Raw genomic sequence first — 21,760 nt, 5'->3', positions numbered from 1 at the left:
GCGGCGGCGCAGCGTCCTGTCTTGGGACGACGCCGCCATAGTCCGCACGGCTGCCATCTGCTATCGATTGGAGGCATATCCCCCGTGGAATTTCCGATGCGTCATTTGCCCCGTGCCGTGGTCCGAAGCCTGTGTCCCGTAGCCGTCGCCGGAGTGCTGGTCCTCGGCCAGTGCCCCGCCACGGCCGCCGATGACGACGCCCCCAAGGGCCCGGCGGTCACGGTGCTGAAGGCGGCAAAGTCCTGCTTCTCCGACATCGTCGAAGCCACCGGCACGATCATCGCCCGCGAGGAGACCTCGGTGCGACCCGAGCGGCCCGGACTGAAGGTGACGGACGTGCTCGCCGAGGCCGGCGATACCACGACGGCCGGTCAGGTGCTGGCGCGGCTGGCGCTGCCTGAAGGCGGCACGCTCCAGATCACCGCTCCCGTCGCCGGCGTCATCGCCACCTCGACCGCGCAGATCGGCAATCTCGCCTCGGCCAAGGGCGAGGCGTTGTTCACGATCGTTGCGCGCAGCGAATATGATCTGGTCGGCCTGGTCGCCACCAACGATGTCAGGAAGCTCGCGGTCAACCAGCCCGTCACCGTGCGTATCGCCGGCGCCGGCGATATCGACGGCAAGGTGCGCCGCATCGGTCCGACCGTCGAGCCGAACATCCAGCAGGGCATGGTCTATATCGGCATCTCGCCGCAGAAGCCGCTGCTGCTGAATGCGAGCGGACGCGCGCTGATCAAGACCGGGCAGAGCTGCAATGTCGCGGTGCCGCTGACAGCGGTGCAATACTCATCCGCCGGCACCGTGGTGCAGGTGATCCGCCGCAACCGCGTCGAGACCAAGCGCGTCGAGATCGGGCTGATGTCGGGCGGCAATATCGAGGTCCGCGACGGCGTCAACGAAGGCGATATCGTCGTCGCCCGCGCCGGCGCGCTGCTCCGCGAAGGCGATCCCGTGCGCCCGGTGATGGCGAGCGCGGAAGCGGCGAAGTAGATTCGCTACACCCGTCATTGCGAGCGCAGCGAAGCAATCCAGCGTCTTTCCGCGGAGGGAGTCTGGATTGCTTCGCTGCACTCGCAATGACGATGAGGAAGCAGTCGTGCCTCTAGCCGCCGGCCTGGTCGAACTGCACGTCCTCAAGCAGCGAGGACGACACGGTCGGGACCTGATCGCCTTCGCTGGCGCGGGAGATGGCGATGCGGGTCTTGTTGAAGATGCTTTCGGCGCTGCTGCCCTGCGCATTCAGATTGTTGAGGAGCTCGCTGACCAGCGTCGAGTGCTCGCCCTTGCCGTCGTCGACGACCTTGCCGGGGGAAGCGGAGGAGAGGATCAGCGCGTTGTCGGGCGTGCCGATCGGCGCGAGACCATGGCTGTAGGAGCGAAAGCGGCGCTCGTAAGGGTTACGGCGGGACGCATCGACCACGACGAGCTTGGCCTTGGCGCCCTGCTGCTTCATCATGTCGAGCACGCCCTCGATCGAGACGCCCTGGCGGCGGACGTCGCTTTCCTTCCAGATCACGGCATCGACCGGCAGCATGTAGCTCTCGCGGCCGGCCTGCACGCCGTAGCCGCCGAAGAACAGCATGACCGTGGTGTCGTGCGTGATGCGGGACTTCAGGCGGTTGACGGCGCGGACCATGTCGTCCTTGCTGGCGTCTTCCACCATGTCGACGTCAAAACCGTTCTTGCGCAAGCTGGAGGACAGCGCGCGGGCGTCGTTGATCGACTGCGTCAGCGGCGCGCTGGCGTCGGGATAATGACCATTGCCGATCACGAGCGCCAGGCGGGAGGTCTGGCCGACCGGGCCGGCGACCTGGTCGGTCGGAACGGCCTTGGCGGCGTCGAGCACGCGCATGTTGAGGGCAGCATGGGCGCCGATCGCCAGCGACACCGTGCCGATGAGGGCCGCGGCGAGCGCTATTGAGCGCTTGGAAATGTCGAGCTGCCTAAAATTCATCTCGCTTCATTCCTGTCGGTGCCAAAGACCTGCCAAGCGCGCGCACACTGCTTGAGTAGCGCGATGGCGTCTTTAGGTTTGAGGGATTGGCCGGGGGAGTGCCCCCGAATTGCGCGCAATTTGCGGCGCCGCACCAAATAAAGACTTAACCGGATATAGGCTCGCGGGCAATAGATTGCCAAGAATTCATTTAACCCATTGATCGTGCAGTATATTTTATGAGCCGAATTTCTCCGTTTTCCACGTCCCCGTAGCCTTCCGGGGGCGGATTTTGCAGGCCTCGTTGCGGGTTTTTACGTGATGCCGGTCACATTTGTTTTTCCTGCGAATCCGGGTAGCTTTTTCAACGACTTGCGGAGGATGGGTCGCCGACTTGGCGCCGACTTGGCCTCCGCGAAAGTCCCCCGCGACCAGGTATTTCATGAGCTTTCATTATTTCGCAGGTGCCGCGTGCCGGGCGCTGATGGCCCGGAAAGACGGCCCCTCCCTTTATGACGTCTGCGATCCCGTATTGTCGGGTCAGGCCAGCGGCGATCCGCATCTGGCCAAATTCTACAAGACCGCGCTCGGCAATCCCGCGCTGCGGGTGCTGCTGCGCCGTGCCGGCCTGCCCGAACTACGTGACGAGGCGAAGCTGGCCCGGCTGCGCGAAGCACTGGTCCGCGCCCGCGACGATGCCGAGCCCGACTGGGCCGCGGTCGGCCGGCCCGTGGCCGAGCTGGTCGACAGCATCGCGCTCGATCATCCCAAACCGCCCCCGGCCGCGTTCGTCGGCACGATGCCGGCACCGGCGCAGATCGACGGCGTGATCCGCGATTGCGCGCAGCATCTGCTGGGCTCGTACCGCAAGAACGGCTTTCTGCCGACCTATGCCGCCTTCAACCTGATCGGCGATCCCGATTTCCGCGGGCGCGAGCTGATCATGGCGCTCACCGGGCTGAACGCGCGCGGCTACAAGAATTCGTCGCTGCTGTTCAACCTCGCGCGCGTCTTCATCGCGCGCTCGCCCGCGCGCGCCGTGGTCGATCCGCCCTGGCGCGGGATCGCCGAGCCGATGTGGGAGCCGGTGCAGATTCGGCACCGCTCGGCCTATTACGATGCGTTCTTCATCGAGGCATTGCTCAGCTATGTCGAGACGGGGCTGGCATCGCCTGCGGACAAGACGGCAGCGGAGCGTGCGATCGCCGACATGGTCGATTTCTGCATCAATATCAGCCGCGAAGAGGTCGAGGGCGATGGCGGCCAACGCTTCAACGTCATCACCGCGCTTGCGCCGGCGCCGCATCCGCGCTTCTCGCGCTATTTCGCGCAGATCAAGCAGGACCTCGGCTTCGGCATCTACGTCCCGGACTGCGACACCACGGCGTGCTCGATCTCAGCGGCGACGCAGGCCGGCTGCCTTGATCCGATCATCGACCAGCCGCTGCTGGATTTCTATGCGGGCTACCAGGTGCATGCCGGCGTCAACGAACCGCGCGTGACGGTGCCCCTCAACGACAACATCGACTACGAGGGCGGCGTCGCCACCTGGATCGACAATCTCGCCGGCGAGCGCCCCTATGGCAACGATCTCGATCCGACGCTCAATCTCGACATTCTCGAGGTGAGCTTTCGCAACCTGGCACGCTGGAAGATTCTGGAGACGCCAGCCCGGCTCGCGACCGTGCACCGGATCGTCGGCTTCCAGAAGCGGCTGGCGGCAAGCGGCGCCTTCGCCAATCCGCGCTCGCACATCTATTATCTGCCGGAACTCTACAGCGCCTATTTCGGCCGATGTTATGCGGCCTTCCTGGCGCTGCCGCTGGCCGCGCAGGCCGCGATCGATCCCGACGGCGATTTCGATTTCATCCGCCACCGCGTGCTCTCCTACGTCAAGGGCGAGCTGATCGCCGCCGAGATGAACGTGTTCGACGCCGCGCTGGCGCTGATCGCGCTCGGCCATCTCGGCGCCGACCCGCGGGCCTTTGCACCCGCGCTGAACGTGATCGTCGATGCCATCGGCGAAGGCGGTCGTCGCGGCCCGTTCCGCGCCTATGAATGGAACAAGATGAAGACGCCGACGCGGATCCTGGTCGGCGGCCCCGAGGTGACATCGGCCTTCGTGCTGATGGGACTGGCGGTGGCGCGGCGGGTGATGGCGCGGGGGTGAGGTCGTGCCCCGGGCACGATCTCGTAATGACGGGAAGTTGAAACCCGTTCTGTTCAGCATATGCTGGCCTGATAGCCCAAAGCCGACCACAATTGCGCGGCTTATCGAGATTTTCCTGAACACCCCGGACCGGCATGTTGCGAAAGATCCTGATTGCGCTGTCTTTGCTGACTGTCCCGTCGCTGGCGCAGGCGGCCGACATCACCGGCACCGCGAAAGTCCGTGACGGCGATTCCGTCCTGATCGGCAGTACGCGAATCCGCCTCGGCGGCATCGACGCGCCGTCGGTCGACCAGCTCTGCCTCAACACCAAGGGCGAACGCTGGACTTGCGGCGTGGCGGCACGCGACGAGCTCGCCAAACATACCGATGGCAAGAGCTGGACCTGCCATGCCCGCTCGATCGACCGACGCGGCCGCACCGTAGCGCGCTGCGAGGTCGGCGGTGAGGACATCCAGAAGTGGTTGGTTGGCAACGGCTGGGCGCTGGCCTACGCCCGCATGTCCCACGATTACGATGCGGACGAGAAGGCCGCACGTGACGCCAAGGTCGGGATGTGGCAGGGCGCCTTCATCGCCCCCTGGGACTGGCGCGTGCGCAACAAGAAGACCGCGATCCTGGGCGCCGCCAAGCCGCCGGAAGGCGCGCATGCGGTGCTGCTGGCCTCGGCCTCGGGCCCGGTCGCGCCGTCGCCGGACTGCACCATCAAGGGCAACGTCAACAGCGCCGGTGAATGCATCTATCATCAGCCGACCAGCCGCTGGTATGCGCAAATCAAGATGAAGATCAGCAAGGGCACCCGCTGGTTCTGCTCGGTCGAGGAGGCGGAAGCCGCCGGCTGCCGCGAGACCAAACGATAACCCAGACCTGCGTTTTGAGCGCTTTTCCGAAGCGCCAGTGCCGCGTAAAAGCGTTGTTTCAGCGACCCACCATCCTGTTCTCAAGCAACAAGGACCGACAGCAATGACCGTTCGCGCGGGCCGGGAGTTTCTGGCCATCCCCGGGCCCACCACGATGCCCGACGCGGTGCTGCAGGCGATGCATCGTCCGGCGATCGACATCTACTCCAAGGAGATGCTCGACCTGACCGAAAGCCTGCTCCGCGACATCTCTGGTCTGTTCGCGACCAAGGGCAAGTCGTACATCTACATCGCGAACGGTCACGGCGCCTGGGAAGCTGCCTTGAGCAACGTCTTGTCGCGCGGCGACAAGGTGTTGGTGCTGGAGAGCGGACGGTTCGCGATCGGCTGGGGCAATGCCGCCGCGCTGATGGGCGCCGAGGTCGAGGTGCTCAAGGGCGACTGGCGCCGCGCGGTGCGGCCGCACGAGGTCGAGGAACGGCTGCGCCGCGACACCGAGCACAAGATCAAGGCCGTCGTCGTCGTCCAGGTCGACACGGCCTCGGGCGTGCAGAACGACATCGAGGCGATCGGCAAGGCGATCAAGGCGGCCGGCCATCCTGCGCTGTACATGGTCGACACCGTCGCTTCGCTCGGCTGCATGCCGTTCGAGATGGACAAATGGGGCGTCGACGTCGCGATGTCCGGCTCGCAGAAGGGCCTGATGACGCCGCCCGGCCTCGGTTTCGTCGCGGCCAATGCGCGCGCGCTGGAAGTGCACAAGAAGGCGAACATGTCGACGCCCTATTGGAGCTGGAGCGAGCGCGAGGGCACCGAGAACTACCGCAAATATGCAGGCACCGCGCCGGTGCATCTGTTGTTCGCCTTGCGCAAGGCGATCGACATGCTGCACGAGGAAGGGCTGGAGAACGCCTTCCGTCGTCACAGCCTGCTCGGCGAAGCCACACGTCGCGCGGTCGGCGCATGGACGGAAGGCCAGGTGCTCGGCTTCAACGTTGCGGAAGCGAGCGAGCGTTCCAACACCGTGACCACGGTGACGATGGCGAGCGGCCACGACCCGGCGGTGCTGCAACGCTATTGCAAGGAGAAATGCGGCGTCGTGCTCGGCACCGGCATCGGCGATCTCTCCGGGCAAGCCTTCCGCATCGCCCATATGGGTCATGTCAATGCCCCGATGCTGCTCGGGACGCTGGGCGTGATCGAGGTCGGCCTCAACGCGCTGAAGATCCCGCACGGCAAGGGCGGGCTCGAGGCGGCGGTGGCTTATCTCGGCGAAGAGGTGGCGGCGTAAAGCGCCCGTTACAAACTCCGACGGCGTCCCAGACTACTGAGGCACACGATACGCCTCGACCTGCGCCTTCAGATCGTCGAGCGATGCTGTCGGATTGCGGGCGTCGACCCGATATTCCCCGCTCGCGAGCCACTGCAGCACCTTCGCATCCACCACCGGTGAATGGTGGATGACGTCGCCGTAATTGCTCAAGTCGTGCGTCACCGCCTTGATCGCGCGAAAATCGTGCAGGCGCACGTTGGGAAGCTGCGTCAGACGCTGCGCAATATGCGCGGTGAGGTCAGTCACGATCTTCAGCGTCTCCGGCGAGGCATCGCGCATCGCGACGAATTGCAGGATCGAATAAGGCGGGAAGTAGATGTCGAACGTCACGTCCGGATGACGCGCGGCGAGGCCGAAGGCATCCTGCTCGAAATGCCGGACCATGGCCATATAACCATAGCCTTCGCCGAGAAAGCGGCTGCGCGAGGGCGCGGTGATGTAAGCAAACGAAGCTAGCGCCTTGTTCGCGTTATAGTCGCGCGCGACGTCGTAATCCTGCGGCAGCGCGTAGATGTCGTCGACATCTGCCAGCGCGAACTTGACAGGCAGATAAGGCGCCGCCCGGCTCAGCGGCTCCCGCAGCGGCGGGATCGACCGCACCAGCGTGAACGCGGACTCCTTCGCCATCGCCGCGCTGAACAGATAGGACGCGATGCCCTTGGCCGTCCGGCGATAGAGATCGACAGGCAAGTAAGGATCGGCCTCGATGTCGGCGGCGTCGACGAAGACGAAGTCGTCCATCTCCCAGATCACGCGCCGTGCGCCGCGGTCGATCGCCTGCTCCAGCACAAAGCTCTGCTGGCGCGAATTGGAGCCCGTCATGGCCAGCTTGAGCGAATGCACGCCGAGCACGCGATCGATGTCGCTCTGGCGGAAGTGAATGGCGAGCGATGTACCCATGAAGGCGGTGTCGAACGACTGGCTCCGGATCAGTCCGGCGTTCTGCACGCGCGTGTCGTCGGAATAAAACGCCCTCGGCGAAGACCGAAACAGCTGCAGGGGATCCACGACATAGACGAGCGCGGCAGCACCTAGTACGCACGCGATGCTCGCGAGGAGAAGGCGCCTGAGATATGTGAACGCCCCGCGCATCAGAACCGGAAATAGATGAATTCGCTGTGGCTCTGGATGCCCAGAATGCCGAAGGCCAGCGCCAGCGATGCGCCATAGAGGACCAGCGGCCGCATGCGTCCTGCGAGGAAAGCCTCGCCGACCCGGCGGCCACCATGATCGTAACCCATGATGGTTTGCGTGTTCGGCACCAGCCACACCAAGCCGGCATAGAGTGCGACCAGCACCAGAGCCGCGGTCTCTTCGCGGCCGAAGACGATGTTGGAGGGATCGAACATGGCATGGAGAACGCGCAACGCCGATTCGACGCTCGCGGCGCGGAAGAACACCCAGGCGACGACGACGGCGAGGAACGTCAGCACGGTGCCGGCGATGCGGCCCGGGATTGCAAAAGCCGTCGGGATGTTCGGCACGAGCGCATTGAAAGCGTGGTTGACGCAGAGATAGGCGCCATGCAGCGCGCCCCACACGACAAAGGTCCAAGCCGCGCCGTGCCAAAGCCCGCCGAGCAGCATCGTGATCATCAGGTTGACATAGCGCAGCACGCGACCACGCCTGTTGCCACCGAGCGGGATGTAGAGATAGTCGCGCAGGAATTGCGACAGGGTCATGTGCCAGCGGCGCCAGAAGTCGACGATGCTGGTGGCCTTGTAGGGCGAGTTGAAATTCACCGGCAGGAAAATGCCGAACATCAGCGATATGCCGATCGCCATGTCGGAGTAACCCGAGAAATCGAAATAGAGCTGGAACGTGTAAGCCAGCGCGCCCAGCCAGGCCTGGTCGAAGCTCGGCGAGCGGGCCTCGAAGGCAAGCGTCACCAGCGGCTGGATACCATCGGCGAGACAGGTCTTCTTGAACAGTCCGATGGCGAAAATGATGACGCCGCACAGGATCAGGCGCGCATCGGGTAGCTTGGTTTCATTCCGCTCGAATTGCGGAATCATGTCCTTGTGGTGAAGGATCGGCCCCGCGATCAGGTGCGGGAAATACGTCACGAACAGCGCGTAGTGCGGCAGCGCATAGGCCGCGACCTGCCCGCGATACGCATCGACCAGGAACGCAATCTGCGTGAACGTGTAGAAAGAGATCCCAACCGGTAGCAGGATGTGGACCGCGAAATGCGTGCCGGCCAGTACATTGATGTTTTCGGTGACGAAGCCGGCGTACTTGAAAATGCCGAGTACGACGAGATCGCCAGTGACGCCAAGCGCGAGCGCGGCCCTCCGTTGCGATGGGCCAAGCTTCGCCACGATCAGAAGATGACCGATGCCGTAGTTGAAAGCGATCGAGAGCAGCAACAGGGCCACGAACTGCCAGCTGCCGACGGCGTAGAAGGTGAGCGAGGCGAGCGCCAGCCAGATCACCGGGGCAAGATTGCCGCGCTTCCCCAGCCAGAAATAGCCGGCCAGCACGGCCGGCAGGAACAGCAGGATGAACGGATAGGAATTGAAGAGCATCAGGCTGGACCAGCGGCGGCGATATGGCCCCTAAAGCACACCGACGCCCGGCCAACAACCCGGTGACGCGCAGCGGCCGCTGGCAATTCGCGGAATCGGGACGATATAAGGTGGAATACGCAGCTGAATGAGGATCGAGTGACCCAGGCCAAGACACCTTCCCAGCCCCCCGTTGCGCCGCGCCGGCCGCATTCTTTCACCCGGCACGGCATCACCGTGACCGACGACTATGCCTGGCTGAAGGACGCGAAATGGCAGGAGGTACTGCGTAACCCTGCGGTGCTGGACCCTGATATCCGCAAATACCTGGACGAGGAGAACGCCTATACCGAGAGCCTGCTCGGCCACACCGCAAGCTTGCAAAAGACGCTGGTGCGCGAGATGCGCGGACGCATCAAGGAAGACGATTCCAGCGTGCCGTCGCCGGACGGTCGGTTCGCCTATTTCCGCAAGTTCCGCGAAGGCGGCCAGCACGAATTGTTCGGCCGCATGCCGCGCGAGGGCGGCGAGGCTCACATCGTGCTCGACGGCGACGCGCTCGCCAAGGACCACACATATTTCAAGTTCGGCGGCAGCCGGCACTCGGACGACCACGAGCTGCAGGCCTGGAGCGCCGACACCAAGGGCTCCGAATATTTCTCCATCCGCGTGCGCGACTGGGCGACGGGCCAGGACCTCGACGACATCGTCGAGGAAACCGACGGCGGCGTGGTCTGGAGCAAGGACGGCAAAAGCTTCTTCTATGTGAAGCTCGACGACAATCATCGCCCGATGCAGGTGTGGCGGCACAGGCTCGGCACCAAGCAGGCCGACGATGCACTCGTCTATGAAGAGCAGGATTCCGGCTGGTTCACCCATCTGCATGAGAGCACCAGCGGCCGCTTCTGCGTGATCGCCGGCGGCGACCACGAGACGTCGGAGCAGCGGCTGATCGATCTCGCCAACCCCGAGACGCCGCCGCGGCTCGTCGCCGCCCGCGAGGAAGGCGTGCAATATTCGCTAGCCGACCGCGGCGACGAGCTGTTCATCCTCACCAACGCCGACGAGGCCATCGACTTCAAGATCGTCACCGCGCCGCTCGGCGCCCCCGAGCGCAAGAACTGGCGCGACCTGATTCCCTATCGCCCCGGCATCTACATCATCGACCTCGATCTCTATGCCGGTCATCTGGTGCGGCTGGAGCGCGCCAATGCGCTGCCTGCGATCGTGATCCGCGACCTGGCGACCAACGAAGAACATGCTATCGCGTTCGACGAGGCCGCCTATTCGCTGGATACGATGGGCTCCTACGAATTCGACACGACGAATTTGCGCTTTGCCTATTCGTCAATGACGACGCCGTCGGAAGTCTATGACTACGACATGGTGAAGCGCACGCGCGCGCTGCGTAAGCGCCAGGAGATCCCGTCCGGGCACGATGCCGCCGACTACGTCACCACCCGCATCATGGCCAAGGCAGATGATGGCGCCGAGGTGCCGGTCTCGATCCTTTATCGGCGCGGCCTCAAGCTCGACGGCGCGGCGCCGCTGCTGCTGTACGGCTACGGCTCCTACGGCATGGCGATGCCGGCCTCGTTCAACGCCAACCGCCTGTCGCTGGTCGATCGCGGCTTCGTCTACGCCATCGCCCATATCCGCGGCGGTGCCGACAAGGGTTGGGGCTGGTATCTCGACGGCAAGCGCGAAAAGAAGACCAACTCGTTCGACGATTTCGCCGCCAGCGCCCGCGCGCTTGTCGACGCGAAGTACACCAGCGCCAAACGCATCGTCGGCCATGGCGGCTCGGCCGGCGGCATGCTGATGGGCGCGGTGGCCAACCGCGCCGGCGAATTGTTCGCCGGCATTGTCGCCGAAGTGCCGTTCGTCGACGTGCTCAACACCATGCTCGACGACACGCTGCCGCTGACGCCGCCGGAATGGCCGGAATGGGGCAACCCGATCGAGAGCGAGAAGGACTTCCGCACCATCCTGTCCTACTCGCCCTACGACAATGTCGCGGCAAAGGATTATCCCGCGATCCTGGCGATGGGCGGTTTGACCGATCCGCGCGTCACCTATTGGGAGCCTGCCAAATGGATCGCTCGCCTGCGCGCAACCATGACCGGCGGCGGCCCTGTTCTGCTGCGCACCAACATGGGTGCCGGCCATGGCGGAGCCTCGGGGCGCTTCGACCGGCTCGACGAAGTCGCGATCGTCTACGCGTTCGCGCTGTGGGCGACGGGGATGGCGAAGGCGTGATTGTGTAGCCCGGGATCCGCCTTACCGCCCGTTCTTCTTCCGCCACGCCGCGAAGTCGGTGAGCGTCTGCGGATCCGTCGCGGGATAGAGACCGAAGATGCCGCGGCCCTTGGCGACTTCCTCGGTGACGAAGTCCTCGAACGCGGTCATTTCGAACGTCTCGTTCGCGATCTCGTCGGCGAGATGGGCGGGAATCACGATGACGCCGTCGGCATCCCCCAGGATGACGTCGCCGGGAAACACCGGCGCGTCGCCGCAGCCGATCGGAACATTGATCTCGATCGCCTGATGCAGCGTCAGATTGGTCGGCGCCGACGGGCGATGGTGATAGGCGGGGATGCCGAGCTTGGCGATCTCCGCGGAATCGCGAAAGCCGCCATCGGTGACGACGCCGGCAACGCCGCGCTTCATCAACCGCGTCACCAGGATCGCGCCGGCCGAAGCCGCGCGCGCATCCTTGCGGCTGTCCATCACCAGCACGGCGCCGGGCGGACAGTCTTCGACCGCCTTGCGCTGCGGATGGGAGCGGTCCCTGAACACGTCGATGGTGTTGAGGTCCTCGCGCGCCGGCATGTAGCGCAGCGTGAAGGCCTCGCCAACCATGGTCGGCTTGTCCGGGCCGACCGGATGCACATCCTGGATTATCTGGATGCGCAGGCCGCGCTTGAACAGCGCCGTGGCGACGGTCGCGGTGGAGACGGATTTGAGCTTGTTACGGGTAGCTTCGGAAAGCTTTGACATGTGCGTCCCTTAGTAAATCGACGGCTCGCCGATCGGCGCGCCGAAACCGGTCTCGAGGAAGTCGAAGTCGCAGCCGTCATTGGCCTGCTTGATGTGCTTGGTGAACATCCAGCCATAGCCGCGCTCGAAGCGGCGCTCGGGCTGTTTCCAGGCCGCGCGGCGCCTGGCGAGCTCGGCTTCCGAGACATCGAGATTGATGGTGCGGGCGGCGACATCAAGCGTGATGCGATCGCCGTTCTGCACCAGGGCCAGCGGACCGCCGATATAGGACTCCGGCGAAACATGCAGGATGCAGGCGCCGTAGCTGGTGCCGCTCATGCGTGCATCGGAAATGCGCACCATGTCGCGCACGCCCTGCTTCACGAGTTTTGTGGGGATCGGCAGCATGCCCCATTCCGGCATGCCCGGCCCGCCTTGCGGCCCCGCATTGCGCAGGATGAGGATGTGGTCCTCGGTGACGTCGAGATCGGGATCGTCGACCGCCTTCTTCATGGAGGGATAGTCGTCGAACACCAGCGCCGGGCCAGTGTGCTTGAGGAAGCGTGGCGCGCAAGCGCTCGGCTTGATGACACAGCCGTCGGGCGCGAGATTGCCCTTCAGCACAGCGAGCGCGCCTTCCTTGTAGATGGGATGGTCGACCGAGCGGATCACGTCCGCATTGTGCACCTCGGCACCGTCGATGTTCTCGCCCAGCGTCTTGCCTGTGACCGTGATGCAGTCGAGATGCAGATGCTCCTTGATCTCTCCCATCAATGCCGGCAGGCCGCCGGCATAGAAGAAGTCCTCCATCAGATAGGTATCGCCGCTCGGGCGGACATTGGCGATCACGGGGACCTTGCGGCTCGCGACCTCGAAATCGTCGAGCCCGATATCCTGGCCGGCGCGGCGGGCCTGCGCGATCAGATGGATGATCGCATTGGTCGAGCAGCCCATCGCCATCGCCACCGCGATCGCATTCTCGAACGCCTTGCGGGTCTGGATCGTCTTCGGCGTCAGATCCTCCCACACCATCTCGACGATGCGGCGGCCGCATTCCGAGGCCATGCGGATGTGGTTGGCGTCGGCGGCCGGAATCGAGGAGGCACCCGGCAGCGTCATGCCGATCGATTCCGCGATCGCGGTCATGGTCGAGGCCGTGCCCATGGTCATGCAAGTGCCGTAGCTGCGGGCGATGCCGGCTTCGATGTCGAGCCAGTCCTTGTCGGAGATCTTTCCGGCGCGACGCTCGTCCCAATATTTCCAGCCGTCCGAGCCGGAGCCGAGCGTCTTGCCCTTCCAATTGCCCCGCAGCATGGGACCGGCCGGCAGATAGATCGCCGGGATGTTCATCGAGGTCGCCCCTAACAGCAGCGCCGGGGTGGTCTTGTCGCAGCCGCCCATCAGCACGACCCCGTCGACGGGATGGCTGCGCAGCAATTCCTCCACGTCCATCGCCAGCAGATTGCGATAGAGCATGGTGGTCGGCTTGAGCAGCGATTCGGAGAGCGACAGTGCCGGCAATTCCAGCGGCAGGCCGCCGGCCATCAGGACGCCGCGCTTGACGTCGTCGACGCGCGACTTGAAATGCATGTGGCAGGGCTGGGCGTCCGACCAGGTATTGAGGATCGCGACAACAGGGCGGTCCTTCCACTCTTCTGGGGCGTAACCCATCTGCATGGCGCGTGAGCGGTGGCCGAACGAGCGAAGATCGTCGGGCGCGAACCAGCGCGCGCTGCGGAGCTGGTCGGCTGTTTTCTTCCTGGTTTTGGTCATTGTCCTTGTCCGTCGGGAGCCCGCCGTGCTCTTCCCACAGCCAGTCCGCTTCCCGCAAGGCATCGGTAGCGGGGTGGACTTCCGGTATGCATGCAGGCGTGCATACCTCGGGGTGCAGCGCAATATCGGGTGGCTCCGGCAGGCCAGTCCCTAAGTGCTTGCAGCGCGCCCGTAATCCGCGCAACAATTTCATATTTGGAGCTTTGATTTGGGTCGCTGGAGCATCCCATCCGGCCCGGAGGTTTTAGCGTGGCCAACATCCTGATCGTGGATGACGACCCGGCCGTTCAGTTAACAATCCGGCTGCTTTTGGAGCGGGCCGGCCACCACGTGACGGTCGCCGGCGACGGCCGCAAGGGGCTCGCTCAGTTCGAAGCCAACTCGTTCGACCTGCTGTTCCTCGACATCTTCATGCCCGGCATGGACGGACTGGAGACAATGCGCCATGTCCGGGCGCTGCAACCGGGGATCCCGATCGTCGTCATTTCCGGTCGCTCGATCACACCCGACGCCTATGCCGAACCGGACTTCCTCAAGATGGCGACCAAGCTCGGCGCGGTCGCGAGCCTGCAGAAGCCATTCCGGGCCGATGCGTTGCTGGCGGCGGTCGACGGTTGCCTGAAGGCCGTCGAGTCGGAGGGCTCCGATGTCAATGCCAGCCGCCGATGATGGCAGCGGCTCCTCCGCTCGGGGCCGGCACGGGCGCGATGGTGCAGGGAGCCCAGCGAATGCCCCCGTGAAGCCCGGAACAACGCTCGCGACCCGACTTGCCATCGCCATGACCCTGCTCGTGGCGGTCACCGTCGCTGCAGTCGGTTGGCTGGGCTATCGCAACACCACGCAGGCGGTCATCCCGCGCGTTCTGGAGCGGGTCGGCGCCCAGTCACGGCTGCTGGCGGCCAATCTTGAATCTTACGTGGCCGGAGTACGCGGCGACCTGATCGGCTATCGCGCCGCGGCGGCCATCAACGGCCTGATCCGAGCCCACGGCAGCGGTGGGATCGACCCTTCCGACGGCGTCTCGGAGCAGACCTGGCGCAATCGTATCGCGGCGCGGCTCGCGGCCGAGATCGACGCCAAGCCCATTTATGGGCAGTTTCGGATCATAGGGCTTGGTGACGACCAGCGCGAGCTGGTCCGGGTCGATCGCTCCGGACCGAACGGAGCAGCACGGATCGTTCCTGAGAGCGAACTGGAGAGCAAGAGCGACCGGGCCTACTTCCAGGAAACGATCCGGCTCGGGCCCGGCGAAATTTATGTCTCGCCGATCGAGCCTGCCACCCGCCAGGGAGGGACCACGGCCCAGCACGTTCCGACGCTGCGCGTCGCGATGCCGCTGTTCGCAGCCGACGGCAAGCCCTTCGGCATCATCGTCGCCAATATCGACATGCGACCGGCGCTCGACAGCATTCGCTCCACCGGGACCTCCGGAGGAGAGCTTTACGTCGTGAATTCGCGGGGGGAATATCTCGTCCATCCCGATCGCGCGCAGGAATTCGGTGCGCCGCATGATGGCGCCAATGACTGGCGCAAGGACTTTCCATATTTCGCCGCCTTGACCGGCGCGCTGGATGCATCCACGCGGCTCATGACCGATGAATCGGGCCGGCCGAGCGGCGCCGCGATCGCGCCGGCGCTGCTCGTGGGCAAGGATTGGGTCGCCATCATCGAGACGATTCCGGCGCCTGTGTTCGGTCTCGTGCCCGCGGCCATTCAAAAGACGTCCGTGCTCGTCGGTGTGCTGGCCGTCCTCGCCGCAGCCTCGCTCGCCGTGCTGCTGGCGCGCTCATTGACGAGCCCGATCACGCGCCTGACCACGGCGGTGGCGGCGATCGGCGACGGACAGCCGGCCGACATTCCGGTCGATGCAAGCGGCGAGACCGGTGCGCTGGCGCGGGCCTTTGCCCGGATGGTCGAAGAAACGCGTGCGAAAGCGGCCGCTCTCGAACGCGAGGTCCAGGAGCATCGCCGCACTGAGGCCGCACGAAGCCATCATGCCGCGCGCGAGCTGTTGTTCAGCGCCGCCGTCGAATCGTCCGACGATTCGATCGTGATGCAGTCCCTTGACGCCGTCATTATCGGCTGGAATCCTGCAGCCGAGCGCCTCTATGGATATCAGGCGAATGAAGCGATCGGGAAATCCACCGCGATCATCGTCCCACCGGACCGCCGCGAGCAGGGCAAGGACTATCTGGCGCGGATCTCCCGCGGCGAACCGATCGAACGCTTCGAGACGGTCCGGCTCCGCAAGGACGGCACGCTGGTCGACATCTCACTCAGCCTGTCGCCGATCAGGGGGCCGTCGGGCGAGATCATCGGCGTGTCCGGCTCCGCGCGCAGCCTGACCGAAGGGCGCCGCGCGGAGCGTGCGCTTCAGCAGCAACTCGAGGAGCGCCGGCAGCTTTTTGAAACCTCGCAGGATCTGATCATGATCATGAACTCGCGCGGGGAGATCGTGCAGATCAGTCCGAGCAGCGAGACCATCCTCGGCTACAGGCCGGACGAGATGATCGGACACAGCGGCGTCGAATTCATTCATCCCTCTCATCTCGAACACTCCCGCGAGGAAATGCGCGAGCTCAAGCGCGGCGGGCATCCCAAGCTTGCCGACACGCGCTGCCTCCACAAGGACGGCCGCGAGGTCTGGCTCTCCTGGCTCGGCAGCTGGTCGGATCAGGTCAAGCGCTACTTCTTCGTCGGGCGCGACATGACCGAGGCGAGATTGGCCGCCGTGTCTTTGCGCGACAGCGAGCAGCTTGCGCGCAACATCGTCGAGACCGCCCTCGACGCCTTCGTCCAGACAGACCAGGTCGGTACCATCCTGATCTGGAACTCGCAGGCCGAGAAGCTCTTCGGCTGGCCGCGTGAAGAGGCCATCGGCAGGAATGCACTGAATCTCTTTATTGCCCCCAGCGAACGGGAAGGGGCCTTGGCCAGAGTCCAGCTCTTTCTTGAATCCGGGGAACAAACGCTACCCAGCCCCCGGCGCGAACTCCTTGTGCGGCGGCGCGACGGCAAGGAATTCACGGCCGAGTTGAGCGCCACGGCGCTCCGGCAGCGCGAAGGCGTGTTTTTGAATTCGTTCTACCGCGACCTCACCGACAAGATCGCTTCCGAGGAGCGCATCCGTCACGCCGAGAAGATGGAGGCGGTGGGCCAGCTCACCGGCGGCGTGGCGCACGATTTCAACAATATCCTCACCGTCATCACCGGGACGATCGAGATTCTGGCCGATGCGGTGGCCAAGGATCCGGGGCTCGCGGCGATCACGAAGATGATCGACGAGGCTGCCGGTCGCGGCGCCGAGCTGACGCAGCATCTGCTCGCCTTTGCGCGCAAGCAGCCGCTCCAGCCGCGCGAGGTCGACATCAACTCGCTGATCGTCGACACCGCAAAGCTGTTGCGGCCGACACTGGGCGAGCAGATCCAGATCGAATCCGTGTTCGAGGACGAGAGCTGCGTCGCAGTCGTCGATCCCAACCAGCTCACCACGGCCATCCTCAACCTCGCGCTCAACGCGCGCGACGCGATGCCCGATGGCGGCAAGCTGATCCTGGAGACCGGCGCCGCCTATCTCGACGAGGTCTATGCCAGCGCGAACGATGTCTCGCCCGGACATTACGTGCTGATCGCAGTGAGCGACACCGGCACCGGCATCCCGGCCCATATGCTGGCGCGCGTGTTCGATCCCTTCTTCACCTCGAAAGGGCCGGGCAAAGGCACCGGGCTGGGACTCTCGATGGTCTACGGCTTCATCAAGCAATCCGCGGGCCACATCAAGATTTACAGCGAGGAAGGCCACGGCACGACGATCAAGATGTACCTGCCGCCCGGCAAGACCCCTGCGGTCGTCGGCGAAGGCGCCCTGCCGGCGTCGATCGAGGGCGGACACGAGACGATCCTGGTGGTCGAGGACGACCGCCTTGTGCGCGAATATGTGCTCGCGCAGCTGCATTCACTCGGCTACGTCACCCTGCAGGCGGCCAACGCCGCGGAGGCGCTGGCAATCGTCGCCGCCGGACAACCGTTCGACCTGTTGTTCACCGATGTGATCATGCCCGGCAAGATGAACGGACGTCAGCTCGCCGACGAGGTGCTGAAGACGCGTCCCGATCTCCGGGTGGTCTACACGTCCGGCTATACCGAGAACGCAATCATCCACCACGGCCGGCTGGATTCAGGCGTGCTGCTGCTGCCGAAGCCCTATCGCAAATCGGATCTCGCCCGCATCATCCGCAAGGCGCTGAGCGCTTGAAGTGCCTCTTGTATCCCGGACGCGCGGCAGCGTGCAACGCTGCTGCGCAGAGCCGGAACCTGGGATTGCGAGATGTGAAATTGGAGAGATGGGCCCCGGCTCTGCAGCGCATCACTGCGTGACGCGCTGCGTCCGAGGCAAGAGATCATTACGACGCGCGCTGGGCCGCCGTCATCACGATGCGGATCAGGTCGGCAGCATTGCGGGCGCCGAGCTTCTTCATGATGTTGGCGCGGTGGTCCTCGATGGTGCGCGGGCTGATGCCGAGCGTGCGGCCGGCCTCCTTGTTGGAGGCACCGGCGGCGAACTGTTCGAGGACCTCGCGCTCCCGGCGGGTCAGCGGCTCGCGGCCGGGGAAATGCAGCGAGCCGAATTTCGGCGACGCGTTCTCCGCCTGCCTGCGTGCATAAGCGCCGATCGCCTCATCCAAGCGGCCGACGATCTCGCTGCCGCGGAACGGCTTCTCGATGAAGTCGAGCGCGCCGCTCTTGATGGCGCCCACCGCCATCGCGATGTCACCCTGGCCGGAGATCATGAAGATCGGGGCCGGATAATCCTCGCCGTGCAGCTCCTTCAGAATGTCGAGACCCGACTTTCCGGGAATGTGCACGTCGAGCAGGATCGCCGCCGGTGTGCGGTTTCGCGCGACGGACAGCAGTGCTGCGCCGTCCGCAAAACAGATCACCTCATAGCCCGCCGCCTTCAACACCATCGACAGGGTGTCGCGAACAGCAGGGTCGTCATCGACCACGAAGATCTCACCACGGGAGCTTTGTTCGACCATGTGCCACGTCCATTCGCCAAGCCGTGTCGGCATTGAAGGACTCGCGTCCGCGCCTCAAGTTTCGGCTTTCGGCGCAGATTCGGCCCACCCGCATTTGTACGGGACATGAACTTAACGCACAAGTAGCGCTGAGGTGCCTAATTGCGGGAGACGGAGAATATCCATGCTAAATTACGCAGCCACACCCCCGCTCGCCGCGATGGCCGAAACCGACAGCCGTCAGTTGATCGCGGCCGAACTTCGCTCACTGATCGCGCGCATCGAGATCAGCATGCGTCTGATCGACGCTGCGATGGAGCCCGAGGACGACAGCGCTATCGTGAGCGCCAACCTGGGTTCCACCGAGATTGTCGTGCTCGATGACGTCACGCCGCGTTATGCGACCGCGAGCGCCGCCCTCAATGCCTGCCGGGCGGAGCTCGCCCGGGCCCTCCAGAAGCTGTCGGAATCCGGCAATTCAGCGTAGGTCGCGATCGGCGCGGCTGATTGGCCGCAGCCGATGACATGGCAGCGCCGCGCCTTTAGGCCCGGTGCCGCGCCACGATCGCATCGGTGGCGACGCCGCCCCAGGTGTGGATGGTCGGCAGTCCCATCGCGGTCTTGCCGAGGTTGGCGAGGCTGATGCGCAGCGCCGCCAGATCCAGCGGCTTCGGCAGACTCTGGAGCTCGATCCCGACGGAGCGGGCGTAGCTGCGAGCGGCGCTGCGGCGCTTGCCGTCCATGCCGCTGATCACGATCACCGAGCCCGAGAATTTCGCCGCGGCCATCTCACGCAACACATCGGTGCCATCGCCATCCTCCAGCACGAGATCGAGCGTCACGCAGTCGAAGCGCCCGGCGCGCAGCTTTTCGATCGCCTCCGCAACGGAGGGCGCAACGGCGACTTCGTGGCCGGCCTGCTTGGCGGCCACCGTGATCAGGCTGCGCTGGGTGGCGTCGTCATCGACCACGAGGAGCTGAAGCGCGCGCCGCTCGGCGGCATCGGGCAGATTCGAACGGATGGGGGAGAGAGAGCTTCTTGGCATGGCCGGACCCTGAAATTGCGACCAGCGATTGGTACATGGTCCGCGCTTAGGCCGCGTAAAGCCGGGTCCGCCAATTCGTTCGGATGTTTTCAGAAAATGTGAAGCAATGCGTCGGCAACGGGCCGCACGGGAGCGCGGCGATCACGCCACCGCATCATGACCGCTGGCTGCGCCACGCTTCTTGCGGTTCTTGCCGCGCAGGAACTGGATATCCATCTCCGCGCCATTGACGCGCACCAGCTCGCAGCGGCGGTAGGCAAGGCCGGTGGACGACAGCAGCAGGAAGAACTCCTTCAGGTTCAACCCCTGGATCGAACCTTCCACGGTGAGGATGGCGTCGGTGTCGGAAATCGCATTGAGCGTGCAGTCGCGCCGCCACGTGCCGTCGATGGCCATGATGCAGACATCATAGCCCCGGCTGAATGTGACGCGCTCTGCACCCTTGCCATCCTCGGCCATGTCTATCGTCCTGCCATCGCCATGCGCGGCGCCGCAGTTTCAGCGGCGGGCTTGGCCAATGCTGCACGCGGATCGTTCGGCTTGTAGAGGCCGCGGCGATCCGCAATTGGCTTGAACGTGTCGGTCAGTCCGACCACGGTCTCCGCCGCGCCGAGCACCAGGAAGCCGTCGGGCTCGATCTGGCGAGCCAGGCGGTTGAAGATGTTGATCTTGGTCTCCTGATCGAAATAGATCAGCACGTTGCGGCAGAAGATGACGTCGAACGTTCCGAGATGGGAGAAATCCTGCAGCAGGTTGAGCTGCCGGTGCTGGACCATCGCCCGCAGTTCGGGATTGATCTGCCAGGTTTCGCCGTTCGGCTTGAAGTATTTCACCAGGTGCTGAATCGGCAGCCCGCGCTGCACCTCGAACTGGCTGTAGACGCCGGACTTGGCCTTCTCCAGCACTTCCTGCGAAAGGTCGGTCGCGATGATCTCGACCCGCCAGCCGGTCAGCGCCGCGCCCATCTCCTTCAAGGTCATCGCCAGCGAATAGGGCTCCTGTCCGGTCGAGCCTGCGGCGCACCAGATCCGCACGCTGCGTTTGGCAGCACGAGCCTTGAGGATCTCAGGCATGATGGTATCGCGAAAATGATCAAACGGGACCTTGTCACGGAAGAAGAAGGTCTCGTTCGTGGTCATGGCTTCGACGACACTGGTGATCAGCGCACTCGAACCGCTTTGCAGCTTCTGCACGAGCTCGGGAATGCCGGCGAGCCCGGCCTTGCGTGCCAGCGGCAGCAGGCGGCTTTCGATCAGATATTGCTTGTCGGCGGACAGGTCGAGACCGGAGCGCTCTTTCAGCAACTTACGCAGGTACTCGTAGTCGGGCGCGTTCACAGGATACCTCTTGACGCTACTGACAGGTGTATTTTCAGGCAGCTGTTTCTTCGCGCTCGACCAGCCCGACTTCCTGAAATTTCGCCATCACGATGTCCTTGTCGAACGGCTTCATGATGTATTCGTTGGCGCCGCCGCCCATCGCCTTCGTAATGTGGTCGATGCCGGTCTCTGTGGTGCAGAACACCACCTTGGGCTCGTCGCCACCGGGCATGCGGCGCAGCGTGCCCAGAAACTGGAAGCCGTCCATCACGGGCATATTCCAGTCCAGCAGGATCGCTTCCGGCATGGCCTTCTTGCAATGGACCAGCGCCTCGACGCCGTCTTCCGCTTCGATGACTTGAAAGCCCAGCGATTCGACGATGCGGCGCGCGACCTTGCGAACGATGCTGGAATCGTCAACCACCAAACACGTCTTCATTTTGCTCTCCGGCATTGAATGTCTTTTGTTTCCGTTCAGGCAGCCATTTGCACTTCGTTCTTGAGCTCGAGGACGCGATCGACGTCGAGGACGACCATGAGCTGTCCGTCGAGGCGGTGGACGCCGCCGGCGAGCTTGGCCATGCGGGGGTCGAGGTTGACGGGGTTGTCCTCCTTGCTGTCCTCGGGCAGGCGCAGCACCTCGCCGATCTGGTCGATCAGGAGGCCGTAGGATTCGCCGCGCAGGTCGACGCCGACCGCCATCGGGGTCTTGCCATCCTCGTCCCTGGGCAGGCCGAGACGGGCACGCATGTCGACCACGGTGACGATGCGGCCGCGCAGGTTCAGGACGCCCGAGATCTCGCGCGAGGCCAGGGGAACGCG

19 protein-coding genes are annotated in these 21,760 nt (G+C 64.4%); 8 read left to right on the top strand and 11 right to left on the bottom strand.

The window, feature by feature from the left end:
* Nucleotides 1-96: 96 nt before the first annotated feature.
* Nucleotides 97-990 (top strand): efflux RND transporter periplasmic adaptor subunit, encoded by an 894-nt coding sequence (locus IF809_RS17205; RefSeq protein WP_164938386.1) that lies wholly within the window; start codon nt 97-99, stop codon nt 988-990.
* 112 nt (nt 991-1,102) lie between these two features.
* On the opposite strand, the gene IF809_RS17200 is transcribed toward IF809_RS17205, so the two are convergent.
* Entirely contained in the window at nt 1,103-1,954 is an 852-nt protein-coding gene (locus IF809_RS17200) for a caspase family protein (RefSeq protein WP_128963464.1), read from the bottom strand.
* A 421-nt stretch (nt 1,955-2,375) separates the two neighbouring features.
* Here IF809_RS17200 and IF809_RS17195 point away from each other — a divergent pair, with 421 nt between their 5' ends.
* The 3 genes from IF809_RS17195 (at nt 2,376) to IF809_RS17185 (ending at nt 6,254) form a co-directional block, all read left to right on the top strand.
* Nucleotides 2,376-4,103 (top strand): hypothetical protein, encoded by a 1,728-nt coding sequence (locus IF809_RS17195; protein ID WP_462838062.1) that lies wholly within the window; start codon nt 2,376-2,378, stop codon nt 4,101-4,103.
* A 134-nt stretch (nt 4,104-4,237) separates the two neighbouring features.
* Complete coding sequence (locus IF809_RS17190) at nt 4,238-4,963, top strand: thermonuclease family protein (RefSeq protein WP_128963462.1); 726 nt, start codon at nt 4,238-4,240, stop codon at nt 4,961-4,963.
* Nucleotides 4,964-5,066: 103 nt separating this feature from the next.
* The gene (locus IF809_RS17185) at nt 5,067-6,254 is read left to right on the top strand and encodes a pyridoxal-phosphate-dependent aminotransferase family protein (RefSeq protein ID WP_128963461.1); all 1,188 of its coding nucleotides are present in this window, start codon (nt 5,067-5,069) and stop codon (nt 6,252-6,254) included.
* Nucleotides 6,255-6,287: 33 nt separating this feature from the next.
* Here IF809_RS17185 and IF809_RS17180 read toward each other — a convergent pair whose 3' ends face one another.
* Both IF809_RS17180 and IF809_RS17175 read right to left on the bottom strand, forming a co-directional pair.
* On the bottom strand, nt 6,288-7,388 hold the full coding sequence (locus tag IF809_RS17180) for a hypothetical protein (protein WP_128963460.1): 1,101 nt from the start codon (nt 7,386-7,388) through the stop codon (nt 6,288-6,290).
* Nucleotides 7,388-8,824: an MBOAT family O-acyltransferase gene (locus IF809_RS17175; RefSeq protein ID WP_128963459.1), complete on the bottom strand. Its 1,437-nt coding sequence runs from the start codon at nt 8,822-8,824 to the stop codon at nt 7,388-7,390. Before IF809_RS17175 ends, IF809_RS17180 begins: the two co-directional genes overlap by 1 nt.
* Before the next feature lie 138 nt (nt 8,825-8,962).
* On the opposite strand from IF809_RS17175, the gene IF809_RS17170 reads away from it, so the two are divergent.
* Nucleotides 8,963-11,062 (top strand): S9 family peptidase, encoded by a 2,100-nt coding sequence (locus IF809_RS17170; protein WP_462838061.1) that lies wholly within the window; start codon nt 8,963-8,965, stop codon nt 11,060-11,062.
* A 21-nt stretch (nt 11,063-11,083) separates the two neighbouring features.
* Here IF809_RS17170 and IF809_RS17165 read toward each other — a convergent pair whose 3' ends face one another.
* Together IF809_RS17165 and araD are read right to left on the bottom strand one after the other, a co-directional pair.
* A complete protein-coding gene (locus tag IF809_RS17165; protein WP_462838060.1) occupies nt 11,084-11,803 on the bottom strand; it encodes a ribonuclease activity regulator RraA in 720 nt (239 codons plus the stop codon).
* Nucleotides 11,804-11,812: 9 nt separating this feature from the next.
* Nucleotides 11,813-13,555 carry an L-arabinonate dehydratase gene (araD, locus tag IF809_RS17160; protein ID WP_462838059.1) on the bottom strand — a complete coding sequence of 581 codons (1,743 nt, stop codon included), beginning with the start codon at nt 13,553-13,555 and terminating at the stop codon, nt 11,813-11,815.
* Nucleotides 13,556-13,804: 249 nt separating this feature from the next.
* Between araD and IF809_RS17155 the strand changes: the two genes are divergently transcribed.
* Together IF809_RS17155 and IF809_RS17150 are read left to right on the top strand one after the other, a co-directional pair.
* Nucleotides 13,805-14,224, top strand: a complete 420-nt coding sequence (locus tag IF809_RS17155; RefSeq protein WP_128963455.1) for a response regulator — start codon at nt 13,805-13,807, stop codon at nt 14,222-14,224.
* On the top strand, nt 14,202-17,810 hold the full coding sequence (locus IF809_RS17150) for a PAS domain S-box protein (protein WP_462838058.1): 3,609 nt from the start codon (nt 14,202-14,204) through the stop codon (nt 17,808-17,810). The genes IF809_RS17155 and IF809_RS17150 overlap by 23 nt, the downstream gene beginning before the upstream one ends.
* 148 nt (nt 17,811-17,958) lie before the next feature.
* Here the strand turns inward: IF809_RS17150 and IF809_RS17145 are convergent, their stop codons facing one another.
* Complete coding sequence (locus tag IF809_RS17145) at nt 17,959-18,594, bottom strand: response regulator transcription factor (protein WP_092293530.1); 636 nt, start codon at nt 18,592-18,594, stop codon at nt 17,959-17,961.
* Between the two features lie 163 nt (nt 18,595-18,757).
* Between IF809_RS17145 and IF809_RS17140 the strand changes: the two genes are divergently transcribed.
* Nucleotides 18,758-19,060 (top strand): hypothetical protein, encoded by a 303-nt coding sequence (locus tag IF809_RS17140; RefSeq protein WP_128963453.1) that lies wholly within the window; start codon nt 18,758-18,760, stop codon nt 19,058-19,060.
* 55 nt (nt 19,061-19,115) lie between these two features.
* On the opposite strand, the gene IF809_RS17135 is transcribed toward IF809_RS17140, so the two are convergent.
* The 5 genes from IF809_RS17135 to IF809_RS17115 form a co-directional block, all read right to left on the bottom strand.
* On the bottom strand, nt 19,116-19,619 hold the full coding sequence (locus IF809_RS17135; RefSeq protein ID WP_128963452.1) for a response regulator: 504 nt from the start codon (nt 19,617-19,619) through the stop codon (nt 19,116-19,118).
* A gap of 141 nt (nt 19,620-19,760) precedes the next feature.
* A complete protein-coding gene (locus tag IF809_RS17130) occupies nt 19,761-20,078 on the bottom strand; it encodes a PilZ domain-containing protein (RefSeq protein ID WP_128963451.1) in 318 nt (105 codons plus the stop codon).
* A 2-nt stretch (nt 20,079-20,080) separates the two neighbouring features.
* Entirely contained in the window at nt 20,081-20,956 is an 876-nt protein-coding gene (locus tag IF809_RS17125) for a CheR family methyltransferase (RefSeq protein ID WP_128963450.1), read from the bottom strand.
* Nucleotides 20,957-20,990: 34 nt separating this feature from the next.
* Nucleotides 20,991-21,377, bottom strand: coding sequence for a response regulator (locus IF809_RS17120; RefSeq protein WP_128963449.1), 387 nt, complete (start codon nt 21,375-21,377; stop codon nt 20,991-20,993).
* 35 nt (nt 21,378-21,412) lie between these two features.
* On the bottom strand, nt 21,413-21,760 hold a 348-nt coding region (locus tag IF809_RS17115), incomplete at its 5' end, for a chemotaxis protein CheW (RefSeq protein WP_462838057.1).

This window comes from Bradyrhizobium sp. UFLA06-24 (assembly GCF_054967145.1).
This window is presented reverse-complemented; position numbering and strand designations above follow the sequence as displayed.

What these genes read in the sequence shown, in the direction of transcription:
- IF809_RS17205 (WP_164938386.1), top strand. Translation starts at nt 97, where the DNA reads ATGCGTCATTTGCCCCGTGCCGTGGTCCGAAGCCTGTGTCCCGTAGCC.
- IF809_RS17200 (WP_128963464.1), bottom strand. Translation starts at nt 1,954, where the DNA reads ATGAATTTTAGGCAGCTCGACATTTCCAAGCGCTCAATAGCGCTCGCC.
- IF809_RS17195 (WP_462838062.1), top strand. Translation starts at nt 2,376, where the DNA reads ATGAGCTTTCATTATTTCGCAGGTGCCGCGTGCCGGGCGCTGATGGCC.
- IF809_RS17190 (WP_128963462.1), top strand. Translation starts at nt 4,238, where the DNA reads ATGTTGCGAAAGATCCTGATTGCGCTGTCTTTGCTGACTGTCCCGTCG.
- IF809_RS17185 (WP_128963461.1), top strand. Translation starts at nt 5,067, where the DNA reads ATGACCGTTCGCGCGGGCCGGGAGTTTCTGGCCATCCCCGGGCCCACC.
- IF809_RS17180 (WP_128963460.1), bottom strand. Translation starts at nt 7,388, where the DNA reads ATGCGCGGGGCGTTCACATATCTCAGGCGCCTTCTCCTCGCGAGCATC.
- IF809_RS17175 (WP_128963459.1), bottom strand. Translation starts at nt 8,824, where the DNA reads ATGCTCTTCAATTCCTATCCGTTCATCCTGCTGTTCCTGCCGGCCGTG.
- IF809_RS17165 (WP_462838060.1), bottom strand. Translation starts at nt 11,803, where the DNA reads ATGTCAAAGCTTTCCGAAGCTACCCGTAACAAGCTCAAATCCGTCTCC.
- araD (WP_462838059.1), bottom strand. Translation starts at nt 13,555, where the DNA reads ATGACCAAAACCAGGAAGAAAACAGCCGACCAGCTCCGCAGCGCGCGC.
- IF809_RS17150 (WP_462838058.1), top strand. Translation starts at nt 14,202, where the DNA reads ATGTCAATGCCAGCCGCCGATGATGGCAGCGGCTCCTCCGCTCGGGGC.
- IF809_RS17145 (WP_092293530.1), bottom strand. Translation starts at nt 18,594, where the DNA reads ATGGTCGAACAAAGCTCCCGTGGTGAGATCTTCGTGGTCGATGACGAC.
- IF809_RS17140 (WP_128963453.1), top strand. Translation starts at nt 18,758, where the DNA reads ATGCTAAATTACGCAGCCACACCCCCGCTCGCCGCGATGGCCGAAACC.
- IF809_RS17135 (WP_128963452.1), bottom strand. Translation starts at nt 19,619, where the DNA reads ATGCCAAGAAGCTCTCTCTCCCCCATCCGTTCGAATCTGCCCGATGCC.
- IF809_RS17130 (WP_128963451.1), bottom strand. Translation starts at nt 20,078, where the DNA reads ATGGCCGAGGATGGCAAGGGTGCAGAGCGCGTCACATTCAGCCGGGGC.
- IF809_RS17120 (WP_128963449.1), bottom strand. Translation starts at nt 21,377, where the DNA reads ATGAAGACGTGTTTGGTGGTTGACGATTCCAGCATCGTTCGCAAGGTC.